The sequence below is a fragment of the Micromonospora sp. NPDC007208 genome (assembly GCF_042869175.1).
Lineage (GTDB): Bacteria > Actinomycetota > Actinomycetes > Mycobacteriales > Micromonosporaceae > Micromonospora > Micromonospora foliorum.
In genome coordinates this window covers 205,664-222,679 of sequence record NZ_JBIAFG010000009.1, presented here as the reverse complement: position 1 = coordinate 222,679, position 17,016 = coordinate 205,664, and the positions used below count along the sequence as shown (strand labels likewise).

Annotated in this window: 18 protein-coding genes; 11 read left to right on the top strand and 7 right to left on the bottom strand. The window is 70.8% G+C overall.

Going from position 1 to position 17,016, the window contains the following annotated elements:
- Positions 1–35: 35 nt before the first annotated feature.
- From rhaS to ACFYL6_RS19925, 5 genes are all read left to right on the top strand, one after another.
- Positions 36–1,118: a rhamnose ABC transporter substrate-binding protein gene (gene rhaS / locus ACFYL6_RS19945; RefSeq protein WP_387173026.1), complete on the top strand. Its 1,083-nt coding sequence runs from the start codon at positions 36–38 to the stop codon at positions 1,116–1,118.
- A 61-nt stretch (positions 1,119–1,179) separates the two neighbouring features.
- Entirely contained in the window at positions 1,180–1,557 is a 378-nt protein-coding gene (locus tag ACFYL6_RS19940) for an L-rhamnose mutarotase (protein ID WP_387173023.1), read from the top strand.
- The gene (gene rhaI / locus ACFYL6_RS19935) at positions 1,554–2,735 is read left to right on the top strand and encodes an L-rhamnose isomerase (RefSeq protein WP_387173021.1); all 1,182 of its coding nucleotides are present in this window, start codon (positions 1,554–1,556) and stop codon (positions 2,733–2,735) included. The genes ACFYL6_RS19940 and rhaI overlap by 4 nt, the downstream gene beginning before the upstream one ends.
- 36 nt (positions 2,736–2,771) lie before the next feature.
- The gene (locus ACFYL6_RS19930) at positions 2,772–4,805 is read left to right on the top strand and encodes a bifunctional aldolase/short-chain dehydrogenase (RefSeq protein WP_387173019.1); all 2,034 of its coding nucleotides are present in this window, start codon (positions 2,772–2,774) and stop codon (positions 4,803–4,805) included.
- The gene (locus tag ACFYL6_RS19925; protein WP_387173017.1) at positions 4,805–6,241 is read left to right on the top strand and encodes a rhamnulokinase family protein; all 1,437 of its coding nucleotides are present in this window, start codon (positions 4,805–4,807) and stop codon (positions 6,239–6,241) included. Before ACFYL6_RS19930 ends, ACFYL6_RS19925 begins: the two co-directional genes overlap by 1 nt.
- A 94-nt stretch (positions 6,242–6,335) precedes the next feature.
- Here the strand turns inward: ACFYL6_RS19925 and ACFYL6_RS19920 are convergent, their stop codons facing one another.
- The 4 genes from ACFYL6_RS19920 to ACFYL6_RS19905 form a co-directional block, all read right to left on the bottom strand.
- Entirely contained in the window at positions 6,336–7,643 is a 1,308-nt protein-coding gene (locus tag ACFYL6_RS19920; protein WP_387173015.1) for a hypothetical protein, read from the bottom strand.
- Between the two features lie 100 nt (positions 7,644–7,743).
- Positions 7,744–8,151, bottom strand: a complete 408-nt coding sequence (locus ACFYL6_RS19915; RefSeq protein ID WP_387173013.1) for an arsenate reductase ArsC — start codon at positions 8,149–8,151, stop codon at positions 7,744–7,746.
- Entirely contained in the window at positions 8,148–9,263 is a 1,116-nt protein-coding gene (arsB, locus tag ACFYL6_RS19910) for an ACR3 family arsenite efflux transporter (protein WP_387173012.1), read from the bottom strand. The genes ACFYL6_RS19915 and arsB overlap by 4 nt, the downstream gene beginning before the upstream one ends.
- Before the next feature lie 143 nt (positions 9,264–9,406).
- Complete coding sequence (locus ACFYL6_RS19905) at positions 9,407–9,784, bottom strand: ArsR/SmtB family transcription factor (RefSeq protein ID WP_387173010.1); 378 nt, start codon at positions 9,782–9,784, stop codon at positions 9,407–9,409.
- A 135-nt stretch (positions 9,785–9,919) separates the two neighbouring features.
- Between ACFYL6_RS19905 and ACFYL6_RS19900 the strand changes: the two genes are divergently transcribed.
- The 4 genes from ACFYL6_RS19900 (at position 9,920) to ACFYL6_RS19885 (ending at position 12,819) form a co-directional block, all read left to right on the top strand.
- On the top strand, positions 9,920–10,246 hold the full coding sequence (locus tag ACFYL6_RS19900) for an ArsR/SmtB family transcription factor (protein WP_387173008.1): 327 nt from the start codon (positions 9,920–9,922) through the stop codon (positions 10,244–10,246).
- Positions 10,246–10,803, top strand: a complete 558-nt coding sequence (locus tag ACFYL6_RS19895) for a GNAT family N-acetyltransferase (RefSeq protein WP_387173006.1) — start codon at positions 10,246–10,248, stop codon at positions 10,801–10,803. The genes ACFYL6_RS19900 and ACFYL6_RS19895 overlap by 1 nt, the downstream gene beginning before the upstream one ends.
- Before the next feature lie 75 nt (positions 10,804–10,878).
- Positions 10,879–12,297, top strand: a complete 1,419-nt coding sequence (locus tag ACFYL6_RS19890) for an FAD-dependent oxidoreductase (protein ID WP_387173004.1) — start codon at positions 10,879–10,881, stop codon at positions 12,295–12,297.
- A 174-nt stretch (positions 12,298–12,471) separates the two neighbouring features.
- Positions 12,472–12,819 (top strand): YnfA family protein, encoded by a 348-nt coding sequence (locus tag ACFYL6_RS19885; protein ID WP_387173002.1) that lies wholly within the window; start codon positions 12,472–12,474, stop codon positions 12,817–12,819.
- Between the two features lie 237 nt (positions 12,820–13,056).
- Here the strand turns inward: ACFYL6_RS19885 and ACFYL6_RS19880 are convergent, their stop codons facing one another.
- Positions 13,057–13,542, bottom strand: a complete 486-nt coding sequence (locus ACFYL6_RS19880) for an Lrp/AsnC family transcriptional regulator (protein ID WP_387173000.1) — start codon at positions 13,540–13,542, stop codon at positions 13,057–13,059.
- A gap of 144 nt (positions 13,543–13,686) precedes the next feature.
- Between ACFYL6_RS19880 and ACFYL6_RS19875 the strand changes: the two genes are divergently transcribed.
- Both ACFYL6_RS19875 and ACFYL6_RS19870 read left to right on the top strand, forming a co-directional pair.
- Positions 13,687–14,991, top strand: coding sequence for an amino acid permease (locus tag ACFYL6_RS19875; RefSeq protein WP_387172998.1), 1,305 nt, complete (start codon positions 13,687–13,689; stop codon positions 14,989–14,991).
- A 121-nt stretch (positions 14,992–15,112) separates the two neighbouring features.
- A complete protein-coding gene (locus ACFYL6_RS19870) occupies positions 15,113–15,475 on the top strand; it encodes a hypothetical protein (RefSeq protein WP_387172997.1) in 363 nt (120 codons plus the stop codon).
- Positions 15,476–15,520: 45 nt separating this feature from the next.
- Here the strand turns inward: ACFYL6_RS19870 and ACFYL6_RS19865 are convergent, their stop codons facing one another.
- Both ACFYL6_RS19865 and ACFYL6_RS19860 read right to left on the bottom strand, forming a co-directional pair.
- Positions 15,521–15,748, bottom strand: a complete 228-nt coding sequence (locus tag ACFYL6_RS19865) for a ferredoxin (protein ID WP_387172995.1) — start codon at positions 15,746–15,748, stop codon at positions 15,521–15,523.
- The gene (locus ACFYL6_RS19860; protein WP_387172993.1) at positions 15,745–16,974 is read right to left on the bottom strand and encodes a cytochrome P450; all 1,230 of its coding nucleotides are present in this window, start codon (positions 16,972–16,974) and stop codon (positions 15,745–15,747) included. Before ACFYL6_RS19860 ends, ACFYL6_RS19865 begins: the two co-directional genes overlap by 4 nt.
- Between the last annotated feature and the right edge of the window lie 42 nt (positions 16,975–17,016).

Here is a 17,016-nt window from a genome sequence, read left to right as displayed (position 1 = left end):
GCTCCCCCGCACCCACCACCCCCGGAAGGATGACGATGTCCGCATACCGCAGAGGCCTCCGGGTCGGGGCCACCAGCCTCGCCCTCGCCGCACTGCTGCTCAACGCCGCCTGTGGCGGCACCACCCGGGACAACTCCACCAACGAACCCGGCGCCGGCAACCAGGCCAGCGGCGCGGCCAACCCCGACGCCGCCATCAAGGCAGGGCTGAAGATCGCCTTTCTGCCGAAGGCCCTGAACAACCCCTACTTCACCGTCTCGGACAACGGCGGCAAGGACGCGGTCACCGAGTTCAAGGGTGAGTTCAAGGAGGTCGGCCCCTCCGAGGCCAGCGCCTCCTCCCAGGTCAGCTACATCAACACCCTGTCCCAGCAGGGCATGGACGTCATCGTCACCTCGGCCAACGACCCGAACGCGATCTGCGGGGCGCTCAACCAGGCGAAGGCGGCCGGCGCGAAGATCGTCACCTTCGACTCCGACACCAAGCCGGAGTGCCGCCAGATCTTCGTCAACCAGGTGACCGCCGAGGGCATCGCGGAGAACCAGGTCAAGCTCATCGCACAGCAGATCGGCGGCGAGGGCGAGATCGCCATCCTTTCCGCCACCGCCAACGCGACCAACCAGAACGCCTGGATCGCGTTGATGAAGACCGAGCTGACGAAGCCCGAGTACAGCAAGATCAAGCTGGTCACCGTGGCGTACGGCAACGACGACGACCAGAAGTCCTTCCAGGAGACCCAGGGTCTGCTGCAGTCGTACCCGAACCTCAAGGGCATCATCTCCCCCACCACTGTCGGTGTAGCGGCGGCCGGCCGTTACCTCAGCGGGTCGCAGTACAAGGGCAAGGTCAAGCTGACCGGGCTGGGCACCCCGAACCAGATGCGCCAGTACGTCAAGGACGGCACCGTCGACGCGTTCGCCCTGTGGAGCCCGGCCGACCTCGGTTACCTGGCGGCGTACGCCGGCGCGGCACTGGCCTCCGGCCAGATCACCGGCGCCGAGGGCGACACGTTCAAGGCCGGCAAGCTCGGCGAGTTCACCGTCGCGAAGGACGGGGTGGTCATCCTCGGCCCACCCACCGTGTTCGACAAGAACAACATCGACCAGTTCCAGTTCTGATCGCCCTCCCGGTCGGTGCCGGCACACGCCGTGCACCGACCGGGGAGCCGACGGGAGAACCGTGCCCCGCGTCTGCTTCACCCTCCAGGTAGACCCCGAACGTCTCACCGAATACCGCATCCGCCACGAGCAGGTCTGGCCGGAGATGCTCGCCGCGCTGGCCGAGAGCGGCTGGCGGGACTACTCGCTCTTCCTCCGCGACGACGGCCTGCTCGTGGGCTATCTAGTCACCGACGATTTCGCCGCCGCCCAAGCCGCCATGCAGGCCAGCGACGTCAACGCCCGCTGGCAGGCCGAGATGGCGTCGTACTTCGTCGACCTCGACCAGGGCACACCCGACCGCGCCATGAAGCCACTGGACGAGGTCTTCAACCTTGAGGCGCAGCTTGCCGCAGATCCTGCGGCGCGGTCCGCCGTAGAGACGGGAGACAAATCATGACGCAGCCCGACGCGCGGACCCTCGAACGGGTCAAGCTGGCCCTGCGGTCCCAGCGCATCGAAACACCATCCTGGGCGTACGCCAACTCCGGCACCCGATTCAAGGTGTTCCCGCAGGAGGGGGTGCCGCGCAACCCGTACGAGAAGATCGCCGACGCGGCGGTCGTGCACCGGCTCACCGGCGTCGCACCGACGGTGGCGCTGCACATCCCCTGGGACCGGGTCGACGACTACGCCGATCTGGCCGCGTTCGCCAGAGATCAGGGCGTCGGTCTGGGCGCGATCAACGCCAACGTCTTCCAGGACAACGACTACAAGCTGGGCAGTGTCACCAACCCGGATCCGGGGGTGCGCCGCAAGGCGATCGACCACCTGCTCGAGTGTGTCGACATCATGGACCGCACCGGCTCGCGCGACCTGAAGCTCTGGTTCTCCGACGGCACCAACTACCCGGGCCAGGACGACATCCGGGCCCGGCAGGACCGGCTCGCGGTGGCGCTGCGCGAAACCTACGACCGGCTCGGCGACGACCAACGGCTGCTGCTGGAGTACAAGCTGTTCGAGCCGGCCTTCTACACCACGGACGTGCCGGACTGGGGCACCGCCTACGCGCACTGCCTGGAGCTGGGTCCGAAGGCGCAGGTGGTCATCGACACCGGGCACCACGCCCCCGGCACGAACATCGAGTTCATCGTGGCGTTTCTGCTGCGCGTCGGGAAGCTCGGCGCGTTCGACTTCAACTCGCGCTTCTACGCCGACGACGACCTGATGGTCGGCTCGGCGGACCCGTTCCAGCTGTTCCGGATCATGTACGAGATCGTCCGGGGCGACGCGTTGGCACCGGAGGCCGGCATCGCTTTCATGCTCGACCAGTGCCACAACATCGAAGCGAAGATCCCGGCCATCATTCGCTCGGTGCTCAACGTGCAGGAGGCGACCGCGAAGGCGCTGCTCGTCGACGCGGACGCGCTGGCCGCCGCGCAGCGCGGCGGTGACGTGCTCGCCGCCAACGCCGTGCTGATGGACGCGTACAACACCGACGTCCGACCGCTGCTCGCCGAGCTCCGTACGGACCTGGGCCTGGATCCGGACCCGATGGCCGCGTACGCCCGCTCCGGTTACTTCGACACGATCCGCGCCGAACGCGCCGGCGGCCAGCAGGCCGGCTGGGGCGCCTGACCACCACCGAGAACCGCAGACTGGGGACGTGAGGACATGCAATCCGAGGTTCAGGCGCTGATCGCGCGCAGCAACCGGCTCGGCGCCGACCCGACCACGACGAACTACGCCGGGGGCAACACCTCCGCCAAGGGTGCGGCCACCGACCCGGTCACCGGTGGCCCGGTCGACCTCCTCTGGGTCAAGGGCTCTGGCGGTGACCTCGGCACCCTCACCCCGTCGGGGTTGGCCGCGCTGCGGTTGGACCGGCTCCGCGCCCTCGTCGACGTCTACCCGGGCGTCGAGCGGGAGGACGAGATGGTCGCCGCGTTCGACTACTGCCTGCACGGCCGGGGCGGAGCGGCGCCGTCCATCGACACCGCCATGCACGGCCTCGTGGACGCGGCGCACGTCGACCATCTGCACCCCGACGCCGGTATCGCGATCGCCGCGGCCGCCGACGGGCCGGAGCTGACCAAGGAGATCTTCGGCGACCGGGTGCTGTGGGTTCCGTGGCGGCGGCCCGGCTTCCAGCTCGGCCTGGACATCGCCGCGGTGGCACGGGCCAACCCGCAGGCGATCGGCGTGATCCTCGGTGGGCACGGCATCACGGCGTGGGGCGCGACCAGTGACGAGTGTGAGCGGAACTCGCTGGAGATCATCCGGTCCGCGCAGGCGTACCTGGACGAGCGGGGTCGCGCCGAGCCCTTCGGCCCGGTCATCGCCGGCTACGAGCCGCTGCCGACCGACGTGCGACGGCGTCGTGCGGCGGCGCTGTTCCCGGTGCTGCGGGGTCTGGCGTCCACCGACCGGCCGCAGGTCGGCCACTTCACCGACAGTGACGTGGTGCTGGACTTCGTGGCGCGGGAGAAGCACCTCGCGCTCGCCGCGCTCGGCACGTCCTGCCCGGACCACTTCCTGCGCACCAAGGTCCGTCCGATGGTGCTCGATCTCCCGCCCACCGCGCCGGTCGAGGACGTGATCGCCCGACTTCGGGAGCTGCACACCGCCTACCGCGACGACTACCGCGCCTACTACGAGCGGCACGCCACCCCGGACAGCCCGCCGATGCGCGGCGCCGACCCGGCGGTGGTCCTGGTGCCCGGTGTGGGCATGTTCAGCTTCGGCGCCAACAAGCAGACCGCCCGCGTCGCCGGCGAGTTCTACGTCAACGCCATCAACGTGATGCGCGGCGCGGAGGCCGTGTCGCGCTACGCGCCCATCGACGAGGCGGAGAAGTTCCGGATCGAGTACTGGGCCCTGGAGGAGGCGAAGCTTCAGCGGATGCCGAAGCCGAAGGCCCTCGCCACCCGGGTCGCGTTCGTCACCGGAGGTGGCTCCGGCATCGGGCGGGCGGTCGCCCGCCGGCTCGCCGCGGAGGGCGCGTGTGTCGTGGTCGCCGACCGGGACGCGCAGGCGGCCGCCGCCGTCGCCGCCGAGATCGGCAGCGCCGACGTGGCGGTCGCCGTCGCGGCCGACGTCAGCGACGGTGACGCCGTGGCCACCGCCCTGCGCGAGGCGGTGCTGGCCTTCGGCGGGGTGGACCTGATCGTCAACAACGCCGGGCTGTCGCTGTCCAAGTCGCTGCTGGAGACGACCGAGGCGGACTGGGACATCCAGCACGACGTGATGGCCAAGGGCTCCTTCCTCGTCTCCCGGGAGGCCGCACGGGTGCTGCTGGCGCAGGGAATGGGCGGGGACATCGTCTACATCTCCAGCAAGAACTCCCTGTTCGCCGGTCCGAACAACGTGGCGTACGGCGCGGCGAAGGCCAACCAGGCGCACCAGGTTCGGCTGCTCGCCGCCGAACTCGGCGGGCACGGCATCCGGGTCAACGGTGTCAACCCCGACGGGGTGGTCCGCGGCTCCGGGATCTTCGCCGGAGGCTGGGGTGCCCAGCGGGCCGCCGTCTACGGCGTTCCGGAGGAGAAGCTGGGTGAGTTCTACGCCCAGCGCACCCTCCTCAAGCGCGAGGTGCTGCCCGAGCACGTCGCCAACGCGGTCTTCGTGCTCACCGGCGGCGAACTGTCGCACACCACGGGACTGCACGTCCCGGTGGACGCCGGTGTCGCCGCGGCCTTCCTCCGCTGATGACCGCCATGCGACTGGCCGCGGTGGACGTGGGCGCGTCCAGCGGCCGGGTCATGCTCGCGCGCGTCGGGCCGGGGACGTTGGAGCTGAGCGAGGCGCACCGGTTCCGCAACCAACCGGTGCGGGTCGCCGGCACCCTGCACTGGGACGTCCTGGCGCTCTACCAGGGCGTCCTGGACGGATTGCGCGCCGCTGGCCCGGTCGCGGGGATCGGCATCGACACCTGGGCGGTGGACTACGGGCTGCTCGACGCCACCGGGGCTCTGCTCGGCAACCCCGTGCACTACCGCGACGGGCGCACCGACGGTGTCAGCGACCGGGTGGCGAAGCAGCTCGGACCGGAGCGGCTCTATGCCACGACCGGGCTGCAACACCTGCCGTTCAACACCCTCTACCAGCTCGCCGCCGCCGCCGGTACGCCGCAGCTGGAGGCCGCGCACACGCTGCTGCTGATGCCGGACCTCATCGCGTACTGGCTCACCGGTGAGGTCGGCGCCGAGGTCACCAACGCCTCCACCACCCAGCTCTACGACCTGCGTCGCCGCGCCTGGGCGACCGACCTGATGGCCGACGCGGGGATCCGCAGCGAGCTGTTCGCGCCACTGCGCGAGCCGGGCACCCGGATCGGTCCGGTCCTGCCCGCACTCGACCTACCCGGGACGCCCGACGTGGTGGCGGTGGGATCGCACGACACGGCCTCGGCCGTGGTGGGCGTGCCGGCGGTGGGAGAGCACTTCGCCTACATCTCCTGCGGCACCTGGTCCCTGGTCGGCGTCGAACTGGACGCCCCGGTGCTCAGCGAGCCGAGCCGGCTGGCCAACTTCACCAACGAATCCGGTGTCGACGGCACGACCCGCTACCTGCGTAACGTGATGGGCCTCTGGCCATTACAGGAGTCACTGCGCACCTGGGGCACCACGGACCTGCCCGCCCTGCTCCGGCAGGCGGCGGAGAGGCCGGCCTTCCGCTGCGTGGTGGACCCGGACGACCCCACCTTCCTGCCACCCGGCGACATGCCCGCCCGCATCGCCGAGGCCTGCCGGCGCACCGGCGAGCCGGTACCGGACGACCGGGCGGCCACGGTGCGGTGCATCCTGGACAGCCTCGCGCTGGCGCACCGGCGCGCCGTCCAGCAGGCGCAACGACTCTCGGGCCGGCACGTCGACGCCGTGCACGTCGTCGGCGGCGGCGCCCGCAACGACCTGCTGTGCCAGCTCACCGCCGACGCCTGCGGGTTGCCGGTGCTCGCCGGGCCGGTCGAGGCCACCGCCCTGGGCAACGCCCTGGTGCAGGCCCGCGCCCTCGGCGTGATCGGCGGTGACCTGGCGTCGCTGCGGTCCGTGCTACGGCAGACCCGACAGATCGTGCGGTACGAGCCACGCGGCGACGCGACGGCGTGGCGGGCGGCTGCCCGACGCCTCGGATGGGACGACTGACCATGCGAATAGCCCTGTGGCCCCGCAACCTGCACGTGGTGATCGTCCCGCCCGGGGCTGGCCGGTGAGGGCGTACTGCGTGTGTTGTGCCGGGTCAGCCCGCTTGCCCACGGAAGCGCGCTCGGATGTCGCTCGGATAGGACCCCTTCTGCCAGATCACCGAGAACCGGCCCGTCGGGCTGGACGCCGGCTGCGCGAAGCGCCCGTCGGGGGCGAGGATTTCGGCCGACCCGAACGCGCCGTCCTGCCCGATCGTCCTGGCGTGCACCCGGCTGGTTGAGAAGTCCGGGCTGGGCGCCTGCCAGGTGATGAGGCCGTCGCCGTCGTCGTCCAGGGTGACCTTCGGCCAGTCGCCGGCGCCGAGCCTGGTGACCGCGCCGAGGACTCCGGTGCTGGAGATCGAGCGGGCAAAGACCTGCGTGCCGTCGGAGGTCCAGCGGCCCCAGGTCAGCACCGCGTCACCGTCGAGGTCGCCGGCGAGTTCGTCGAAGAGGGTCAGCTCGTGGGCGACCGGCGACACGCTGATGACGCTGCCCAAGGTGTCGGTGTGGCTGTAGTGCCGCGCGCGGAGGCGAGGCGGCTCACCCGCCTTCGACCACCGGTAGCTGATCACCGCGTCCCCGTCCCGGTCCAGGGCGACCGAGACGCTGGCGTACCTGACGTCGGCGGCCGCACCGGCGATGACGCGCAGGGCGGAGACCCCCTCCGGGCCCACCCGGCGCGCGACGACCCGCTCGTAGGTCTCCGTCCAGGCGACGAGGGCGCTTCCGGTGCGGTCGACGGCCACGACCGGCTGGTCCGCACCGACGCCCAGGGTCAGCTCCGGGCCGAGGGAGCTGTCCGCGCCGAAGTAACGGGCCTTCGTCGTGTACGCGCCGTCGCGGATCTCCGTCCAGGTCACCAGCGCCAGACCTGAGGGGTCCACCGCGACGGCCGGACTGATCGCGCTCCACGTCGCGATCGTGCGCAGTGGGCCCGGTTCGCCGGTGGCGGACACCCGGCGGCCCGCCACCAGACCGTCCTGTGTCCACACCAGCGCGGAGTCGCCGTCATCGTCGGACGCGACCTTGGGCCAGGACGCGGACGCGCCGAGCGGCGAGAGCGTCTGGATCGGCCCCAGCACGCCGTCGGCCGACACGGTCTGCGCCTTCACCTGGTCGTAGCAGCCGTTCGCGTTGCTGTCGCAGCCAGCCCAGGCGAGCAGCGAGTCGCCCTGCCGGTCGACCGCGACGAACGGTTGGTCCTGCCCGCTCCAGCCGGCCTCCGACACGACCTGGATCGGGGACCACGTGGCCGCCCGCGCGGGTGCCGGAACGGCGGCCAGCACGGCCAACGCGCCGACCACGCCGGCGGTGAGCTGTCGCGTACGCCGTCGGGTCGCCGACCTGTCCGCTGCGTGCACCGTCGCCCCCCTCGATCGATGAACATCGTGATCCAGCGAATGATGTCATCGACCCGACCGCACCGCTCGCCGGAAGCGGGTACGCGCAGCGAAACGTGGTTCAGTCGGTGGGAACGAGGTCGGCGAGGAGTGCCTGTACCCGGTCCCGGATCTCGTCGCGGATCGGGCGGACGGCGTCGACGCCCTTGCCGGCCGGGTCGTCGAGTTTCCAGTCCTCGTAGCGTTTGCCGGGGAAGACCGGGCAGGTGTCGCCGCAGCCCATGGTCACGATCACGTCGGAGGACTCCGCGGTCGCGTACTCCAGACGTTTGGGGGTCTGGTCGGTGATGTCGATCCCGACCTCGCGCATGGCCTGCACGGCGGCGGGGTTGATCGTCTCGGCCGGGGCGGAGCCGGCGGAGCGGACCTCGACGGTGTCGCCGGCGAGGTGGCGTAGCCAGCCGGCGGCCATCTGGGAACGGCCGGCGTTGTGGACGCAGACGAACAGGACGCTGGGCTTGTCACTCACGGTGTTTCCCTTACCGGTTGGGTGGTGGATGGCGTGGACGTGAAGTAGCGGCGGCGTGCCCACAGCGAGACGTAGACGAGTCCGACGAGGACGGGTACCTCGATCAGGGGGCCGACGACGCCGGCGAGGGCTTGCCCGGAGGTGACGCCGAAGGTGCCGATCGCGACGGCGATGGCGAGTTCGAAGTTGTTGCCGGCGGCGGTGAAGGCGAGGGTGGTGGTGCGCTCGTAGCCGAGACCGATGGCCCGGCCGAGGGCGTAGGAGCCGGCCCACATGAGCGCGAAGTACACCAGCAGGGGCAGGGCGATGCGGACGACGTCCAGGGGCCGGCTGGTGATCGCGTCTCCCTGCAGGGCGAACAGGATCACGATCGTGAACAGCAGCCCGTAGAGGGCGGCCGGGCCGATGCGGGGCAGGAAGCGGGCCTCGTACCAGGCGCGGCCCTTGGTGCGCTCGCCGAGGCGGCGGGTGAGGTAGCCGGCGAGCAGCGGGATGCCGAGGAAGATGAGCACGTTACGGGCGATGTCCCACGCGGAGACGTTCAGCTCGGCGCCGGACAGCCCCAACCAGCCAGGCAGTACGGACAGGTAGAACCAGCCGAGCACGCCGAAGGCGACGACCTGGAAGACGGAGTTGAGGGCGACCAGGACGGCGGCGGCTTCCCGGTCACCGCAGGCGAGGTCGTTCCAGATGATGACCATGGCGATGCACCGGGCCAGGCCGACGATGATCAGACCGGTGCGGTACGCGGAATGGTCGGCCAGGAAGATCCAGGCCAGGGCGAACATCACGGCAGGGCCGACGACCCAGTTGAGGACCAGCGATGAGATCAGCAGCCGGCGGTCGCCGGTGACGGTGTCGAGCCGGTCGTAGCGGACCTTCGCCAACACCGGATACATCATGATCAGCAGGCCGACCGCGATCGGTAGCGAGATCCCGCCGATCTGCACCGCGTCCAGCGCGCTGTTCAGCCCGGGGATCAGCCGGCCCAGGAGCAGGCCGACGACCATCGCCAGCCCGATCCACACCGGGAGGAACTGGTCGAGTCGGGACAGGCCACCGACGACGGCGTTCTCGCCGGGGTCGGTGTGGGGGGTGGTGCGGGTGCTCACGGGCACTCCCGTCGGTTCTGGGTCGCTGGTGGTGTGGGTCGGCTCTGTCCTGCCGGACGGGCGACGTGGAGGTCGTCGGGGAGGCGCCGGACGCCGCGTTCGATGTCGTCGCGGAGCGGCCGGCCCGGATCGCCGCCCTGGCCTTAGGCCACGGCGGCCGGTTCGACGCTGAGCAGTCCGGCGAGCTGGCGCAGGATGGCCGGCCGGGCCCGGTAGTACACCCAGGTGCCGCGGCGTTCCGCGTCGACGAGGCCGGCCTCGCGCAGCGTCTTGAGGTGGTGCGAGATCGTCGGCCCGGTCAGGTCGAACGCCGGGGTCAGGTCGCAGACGCACACCTCCCCGCCCTTCGCGGAGGCGATCATCGACATCAGCTGCAGCCGCACCGGATCGCCGAGCGCCTTGAACGCCGGCGCGAGCACCGCGGCGGTCTGCGCCGGCACCCGGCTCTGCGCCAGCGGCGGGCAGCACGGCGTGTCGGCGGTGAGGTCGATGACGGGAAGCGACCCGGCTTGCTTTGACATGCCTCTAGGTTGACAGGTGTCTAAGCAGCGTGCAAATCTCTGTTTCGACGAACGTCAAGACAGGTGTCATGGGAAGGGGCGGCACCCGCTACAGTTTCATCGCCGATCGACGATGAACGATAGAGAGGTGGGGTCGTGGACGAGTTGCTCGACCGGAGCACCGCGCAGCAGTACGCGTCGTGGTTCCGGGCCCTCGCGGACCCGACCCGGGTTCAGATCGTCGAGTACCTCGCCCGTCACGCCCGACCGATGAGCGTCGGCGAGATCGTCGCCGCCGTCGGCCTGGCCCAGTCCACCGTCTCCCAACATTTGAAGATCCTCACCGACGTGCGGTTCGTCCTCGTCGAGGCGGTCGGCACCGCCCGGCACTACCGGATCAACGACGCCTGCGTCGACTGTTTCCCCTCCGCCGCCGACGTCGTCATGGGCCGACCTGCCCCCCACCCGATCGGAGCATCCTGATGGCCGACATCACCGTTCGCCCCATGACGGCCGGCGACGCCGCACGGGTTCTCGCCATCTACCAGGCCGGCCTCGACGGCGGCGACGCCAGCTTCGAGACCACGGCGCCGACCTGGGCGCAGTTCGACGCCGGCAAACTACCCGAGCACCGCCTCGTCGCCGGCGACGGCGACGGCGACGGCGACGGCGACGGCGACGGCGACGGCGACGGCGACGGCGACGGCGACGGCGACGGCACGGTCATCGGTTGGGTCGCCGTCTCGCCCACCTCCGCCCGCGCGGTCTACGCCGGCGTGGTCGAGCACTCCATCTACGTCGACCCCGGAGCCCGAGGCCGCGGCGTCGCCCGCCTCCTGCTGGACGCCCTGATCGCCTCCACCGAAGCGGCCGGCGTCTGGACCATCCAGTCGGGCGTCTTCGGCGAGAACACCGCCAGCCTCCGCCTGCACGAACGCGCCGGTTTCCGGGTCATCGGCGTGCGCGAGCGGGTCGCCCGCCACCACGGCCGGTGGCGCGACGTGATCCTGCTGGAGCGCCGCAGCCCCGTCATCACCTGACCAACCATCGACCCCGCCGCACGGCCGCCGTCTACCTGTTTGATTCGACAACTCTCGAAACCGAGGAGATACCTGATGAACGCCCTGGATGATCTGCCCGTCGTGGTGATCGGCGCCGGCCCGGTCGGCCTGGCCGCCGCCGCGCACCTACACGAGCGTGACCTACCGTTCCTCGTCCTGGAAGCCGGTGACACCCCCGCCGTCGCCGTGCGGCAGTGGGGCCACGTCCGGGTCTTCTCCCCCTGGCGCTACAACATCGACCCCGCCGCCCGCCGCCTGCTCGACGACGCCGGGTGGGTCGCTCCCGACCCGGAGGCCCTGCCCACCGGCGCGCAGCTGGCCGACGACTACCTCCAACCCCTCGCCCAACTGCCGCAGCTCAAGCCGCACCTGCGCTACGGCGCCCGCGTCGAGGCGATCAGCCGCCTCGGCCTGGACCGGCTGCGCACCGCCGGCCGTGAGTCCACGCCGTTCCTGATCCGCCTCGCCGACGGCCAGGAGGTGCTCGCCCGCGCGGTCGTCGACGCCTCCGGCACCTGGAGCACCCCGAACGTCCTCGGCGCCTCCGGACTGCCCGCCCGCGGTGAGCACGACGTCGCCGGGCATCTGGAGCACGCCCTGCCCGACGTCCTCGGCGCCGACCGGGACCGCTTCGCCGGCCGACACACCCTCGTCGTCGGCGCCGGCCACTCCGCCGCCAACACCCTGCTCTCCCTCGCCGAACTGGCCGAATCCGTCCCGGGCACCGACGTGACCTGGGCGATCCGCTCCACCTCACCGGCGCGCACCTACGGCGGCGGCGAAGCCGACGCGCTGCCCGCGCGCGGCGCGCTCGGCTCCCGGCTGCGCGCGCACGTCGACGCCGGCCGGATCCGCCTGCTCACCGGTTTCGCCGTGCACGCCCTCACCCCCACCGACGGTCGGGTCAGCGTGGTCGTGCGCCATGCCGACGGCAGCGAAGAGCAGATCAGTGTGGACCGCATCGTCGCGGCAACCGGCTTCCGCCCCGACCACTCGATGGCGGCGGAACTGCGCCTGGACCTCGACCCGGTCCTGGGCGCCACCCGCGCCCTGGCCCCGCTCATCGACCCCAACGAGCACTCCTGCGGCACCGTGCCCCCACACGGCGTGGACGAGCTCACCCACCCCGAGCCGGGCTACTACGCCGTCGGCATGAAGTCCTACGGGCGGGCGCCGACGTTCCTGATGGCCACCGGCTACGAGCAGGTCCGCTCCGTCGTCGCCGCCCTCGCCGGCGACTGGACAGCCGCCCGCGACGTCCAACTCGACCTACCCGAGACCGGGGTGTGCAACAGCAACCCGAACGAGTCAGCCGACGCCGACAGCTGCTGTGGGCCGGCACCAGCCGCCCAGAGCTCCGGACGAGGCCTGGCCACCGGCATCGCCGGCGGGCTGCTCGCCGCGCCGCTGGCCCTGCTCACCCTCGACGCAGCACCCGCCGACACGCAGACCGGCGGCTGCTGCGGCAACTGATGCCCACCACCATCACAGTGCCCGCCGACGCGATCGTCGGCGGGCCTGGTCCCAGATCCACACCCTCGGTCAGCTGTACGCGGTGATGATCGGCGTCGGGACCACCGGCGCGATGATGCTCGACCGGGTCACCAGCATGAACGCGGACCACCGGCAGCCCGGTACGGTCCACCGATGACCGTCGTCCGCTCCATCCTGCTGTTCGTCGTCGCCGCCCTGTTCGAGATCGGCGGGGCGTGGCTGGTCTGGCAGGGCTGGCGGGAACATCGCGGCCTGTGGTGGATCGCCGCCGGCGTCATCGCCCTCGGCGCGTACGGATTCGTCGCCACCTTCCAGCCCGACCCGAACTTCGGGCGCATCCTCGCCGCCTACGGCGGCGTGTTCGTCGCCGGGTCCCTCGCCTGGGGCGTGATCGTCGACAAGTTCCGGCCCGACCGGTGGGACGTCATCGGCGCCGGCATCTGCCTGATCGGTGTCGCGCTGATCATGTACGCGCCCCGGTCCGCAGGCGGCGGTGGGTGACAAAGCGTCGGAGCGTGGTCGGGAGTGATGCCGGCCGGGTCGATCGAGAAGCGAGTTGACCATGACCTTGCCGACCGCCTCGGCCCCCACCGACCCGACGTAGCGCAACACCCGCCACCCGGAGTCGACCACAACTACGCATGCCGCGTCAGTCAGCGGGCTCAGTGGGTGAACTGCTGCCCGGAGTGGGCATGTCCGTGACGCTGGGACCGAGGTGGCTGGCTGGTGGGTGGCGCCTCAGCCAGCCGGCTCGTCCTCGTCGGAGAGCGGTGTCACCAGCATGTTGCCGGTGTGCTCGTAGATGATCGAGCTGCGGAAGCTGACGACCTCCCGTCGCTTGCTGACCTTGTCCATCAGGAACGCGTGCAACTGCTCGATGTCGCGCACCGCCACGTGCACCAGGAAATCGTCCCCGCCGGCGACGACATACACCGACAGAACCTCCGGCAGACCGGAGACGTACTGCTTGAAGCCCTGGATGACCGGGCGGCTGAGCGGACGCACCTGGACCGAGAGCAGCGCCTGCACCCTGCGCTCGAGCGCGGTCAGGCTGACCGAGGCGTGGAACCCGGTGATGACACCGCGGCGGGTCAGCGACCGGACGCGTTCCAAGCAGGTGGACGGAGCGATCCCCAGCGTACGGGCCAGTTCCCTGTTGGTCTGCCGTGCATCGAGCTGCAAATGTCGGAGGATCGCCGAATCCAATTCGTCCATGACCGCCATTATGACGAATTCTCCGAACGAAGTTCAGCGCCAGCCGGCATTCACCGTTCAATCGTCTAGCTTTCCTGACAACGCGGCTTCCCTCTGCTTCGACCGCCTCGAGCCGGCGGTCGCGTTCAGCGGGAAACACCGAGGGGAGACAGCATGGGAAAGCACCGGCTGGGGCTGGTGGAAGCGACCGCCCTGTTCATCGGGGCAGTCCTCGGCCCGGGCGTCATGGTGCTGCCCGCGCTCGCCGCCAAGGCCGCGGGGCCGGCCTCGATCCTGGCTTGGGCCATCCTCCTCGCGTTCAGCGTGCCGGTGGCCGTCACGTTCGCGGCCCTCGGCGCGCGCTACCCCGACGGTGGTGGGGTCGCCACGTTCGTCAACCGGGCCTTCGGCCCCCGTCTCGCTGCGGCGGTCGGCTGGTGGTTCTACTGCGCGGTGCCGGTCGGGGTGCTGGCCGGCGCACTGGTGGGCGGCGAGTACGTCGCGGCGGCGCTGGGCGCCGACTCGACCGCGGCCCTGTGGATCGGAACGGCGATCCTCGCCGCCGCCTTCGTCGCCAACTATGTCGGGCTGCGCTTGTCGGGCCGGGTGCAACTCGCCATGGTCGGCGTGCTGGTGGTCCTGCTGCTGGTGACGGTGATCGTGGCGGCGCCCGCCAGCCGCACGGTCAACTTCACCCCATTCGCCCCGCACGGCTGGGCAGCCATCGGCGCCGCCGCCACAGTCCTCTTCTACGCCTTCTCCGGCTGGGAGGCCGCCAGCCACCTCTCCGCCGAGTTCCGCGACCCGCGACGCCATTTACCGCTGGTCACCGGACTGACACTGGGCATCGTGTCGGTGCTCTATCTCTCGCTCACCGTCACCACCATCGGCGTGCTCGGCGGCGCTGCCGCCACCACACCGGTGCCGCTGAGCCTCCTGCTGGAGACCGCGTACGGCCCGGCGGGCCGAACGATCACCGCCGTCGCAGCGGTCTTCCTCAGCTTCATCGCGGTGAACACGTACATCGCCGGCGGCGCCCGGCTGGGGGCGGCACTGGGCCGCGACGGTGCGCTGCCGCAGGCACTGGCCGCAGGCGGGACCGCGGGCGACGTACCGCGTCGCAGCCTCACGGTGCAGATGATCCTGTGTGCGGTCAGCATCCTGCTCACTGTGGTGTTCACGGTCGATCTGGACAGTCTCATGCGGCTCACGTCCGCGTGCCTCGCGGCCGTCTCCTGCGCCGGGATGGTGGCCGCCACCCGGTTGCTGCCGCGGGGTGGCGTCCTCTGGTACGGCGCCATCACCGGCGTGGCCTTCACCGCACTGGTCCTGGCGTTCTGCGGGATGCTCGTCCTCATCCCGGTCGCACTCGGAGTGGCCGCGTTCATCAGCGGTGCCGCGTCGGCGCGGGTCCGCGCCGCTGGTCCACCACGATCGGAGGTCACGTCGTCGGTCAGAGTCGGCGGCCCGGATGCCTGACCCGTACCTGAACTGGCCGACCCGGACGGAGACGGCCGGAGGCTTCACGGACGAGACCTGATCCGGGAGCACATTCATCGATATAGGCTGGGCTGAAAGTAACCTTTGTGGAGGGAGACATATGACCACGCGACGAATGGGTGCTCGGCTGGCAGGTACCGCGCTGCTCGCGGCGGCGGTGCTCTACGTGGTGCCCGCGACACCGGCGTCGGCGGCCTGTGGGCAGGGCTGGTCGGACCGGAGCAGCCGTACGGCCGTGGTGACGGCAAGCGGTGTCCGTTACCGCACCGGACCGCACACGTCCTGCACCGCCTATGGCCAGGTGAATCGTGGCGTGACGGCGTACCTGGACTGCGCCACGGGCGGCGACACGGTCAACGGCATCGCCGTCTGGTGGCACGCGCGATTCAGCACCGGTGGGTCCGGCTTCATCAGCGGGGCGTACCTCAACCCGTGGGTCCAGTACACCACCGAGAACTGCTGATCGGCCGATTGGCCGGGACCAGGGCTCGCACTCGCGACGAACGGGTCACTCCTGCGGCGCGATCAGCCGGTCGTCGGTGGCGTCGTGGACCGTTATCGCCTCCACCGGGCACGAGTCGGCGGCGTCGAGGATGACCTCGGCTGGGGCGACGACGTCGGCCAGCGGCGCGGACAGGCCGCCGACCAGGTGGAAGTGCTCGGGCGCGGTACCGGCGCAGATGCTCGTGCCGATGCAGCGGCGCGAGTCCACCACGATCCGCCAGGCGGTACTCACCAGGCCACCGGCATGCCGAGCAGGCCCCGCACCAACATGCCCCGCTTCCACTCCAGCTCGCTTTCCGGTACGGCGAGCCGCAATCCGGGCAGGCGAGTCACGAGGGTGGCGACGGCGACCTGCAACTCCATGCGGGCCAGCTGTGCGCCGACGCAGTGGTGTACGCCGTGCCCGAAGCCCAGGTGCGGGTTCTGATCGCGGTCGAAATCCAGCCGGTCCGGGTCGGCGAAGACGGTACCGTCCCGATTCGCCGATGACAGTGAGCCGAGAACCGGCTCACCGGCCCGGACCAGCACCCCGCCGACCTCGACGTTCTCCTTGGCGTACCGGGCGAAGGAGGAGCCGACGCCGAGCGGCACGTACCGCAGCAGTTCCTCGACCGCGGCCGGCACCAGCGACGGGTCGGCCCGCAGCCGAGCGAGCTGGTCGGGATTGTGCAGCAGGACGTAGACGAAGTTGGGGATCTGGGTCACGGTGGTCTCGTGGCCGGCCGCGAGGAGCCCGCCGGCCAGCTCCACCAGCTCGGTCTCGCTGAGCCGATCCTGATTCTCGTCGCGGGCCCGCACCAACGCGCCGAGCAGGTCGTCGATCCCCGGCTCGCGGCGGCGCTCGGCGACCAGATCACCCATGTAGCCCCAGAGATTGTTCAGGTACTCCTGGATCGTCTCCATGGGCAGGGAGGTGGTCGAGACGATCGCCTCGGACCAGATGTGGAAGCGGTCGCGGTCGGCGTACGGGACCCCGAGCAGCTCGCAGATCACCTGGATCGGCAGCGGCGTGGCGACGTGTTCCACCAGGTCGGCCGGAGGACCGAGCCGGACCATGTTGTCGACCAGTCCGTCGGCGATCTCCTGGGTTCGGGGTCGCAGTGCCTCTACCCGACGTGCCGTGAACGCCTTCGCCACCAGCCGGCGCAGCCGAGTGTGATCGGGCGGGTCCATGGTCAGCATGCCGCTGTACTGCTGGCGCGGGGTGAGCCTGGGCTCGTCGCGCTCGACGGCCGGGGCGCGGCCGAACCGCACGTCGCCGAGGACCGTACGGACGTCCTCGTACCGGGTGGCGAGCCACGCCTCCTCGCCGTAGGGAAGCTTTACCCGGGTCATCGGCTCGTTCTCGCGCAGCTCGCCATAGGTCGGATCGACGACGAGGCGGTCGGGCACACTGAACGGGTACGGCCGCGCGGGCGGAACGGTTCGGCTCTCGGTGGTCTGCGTGCTCTCCGTCATCCGGATTCCCTTCGTCGAGACGGCGTGATCCTCAGGCCGGCA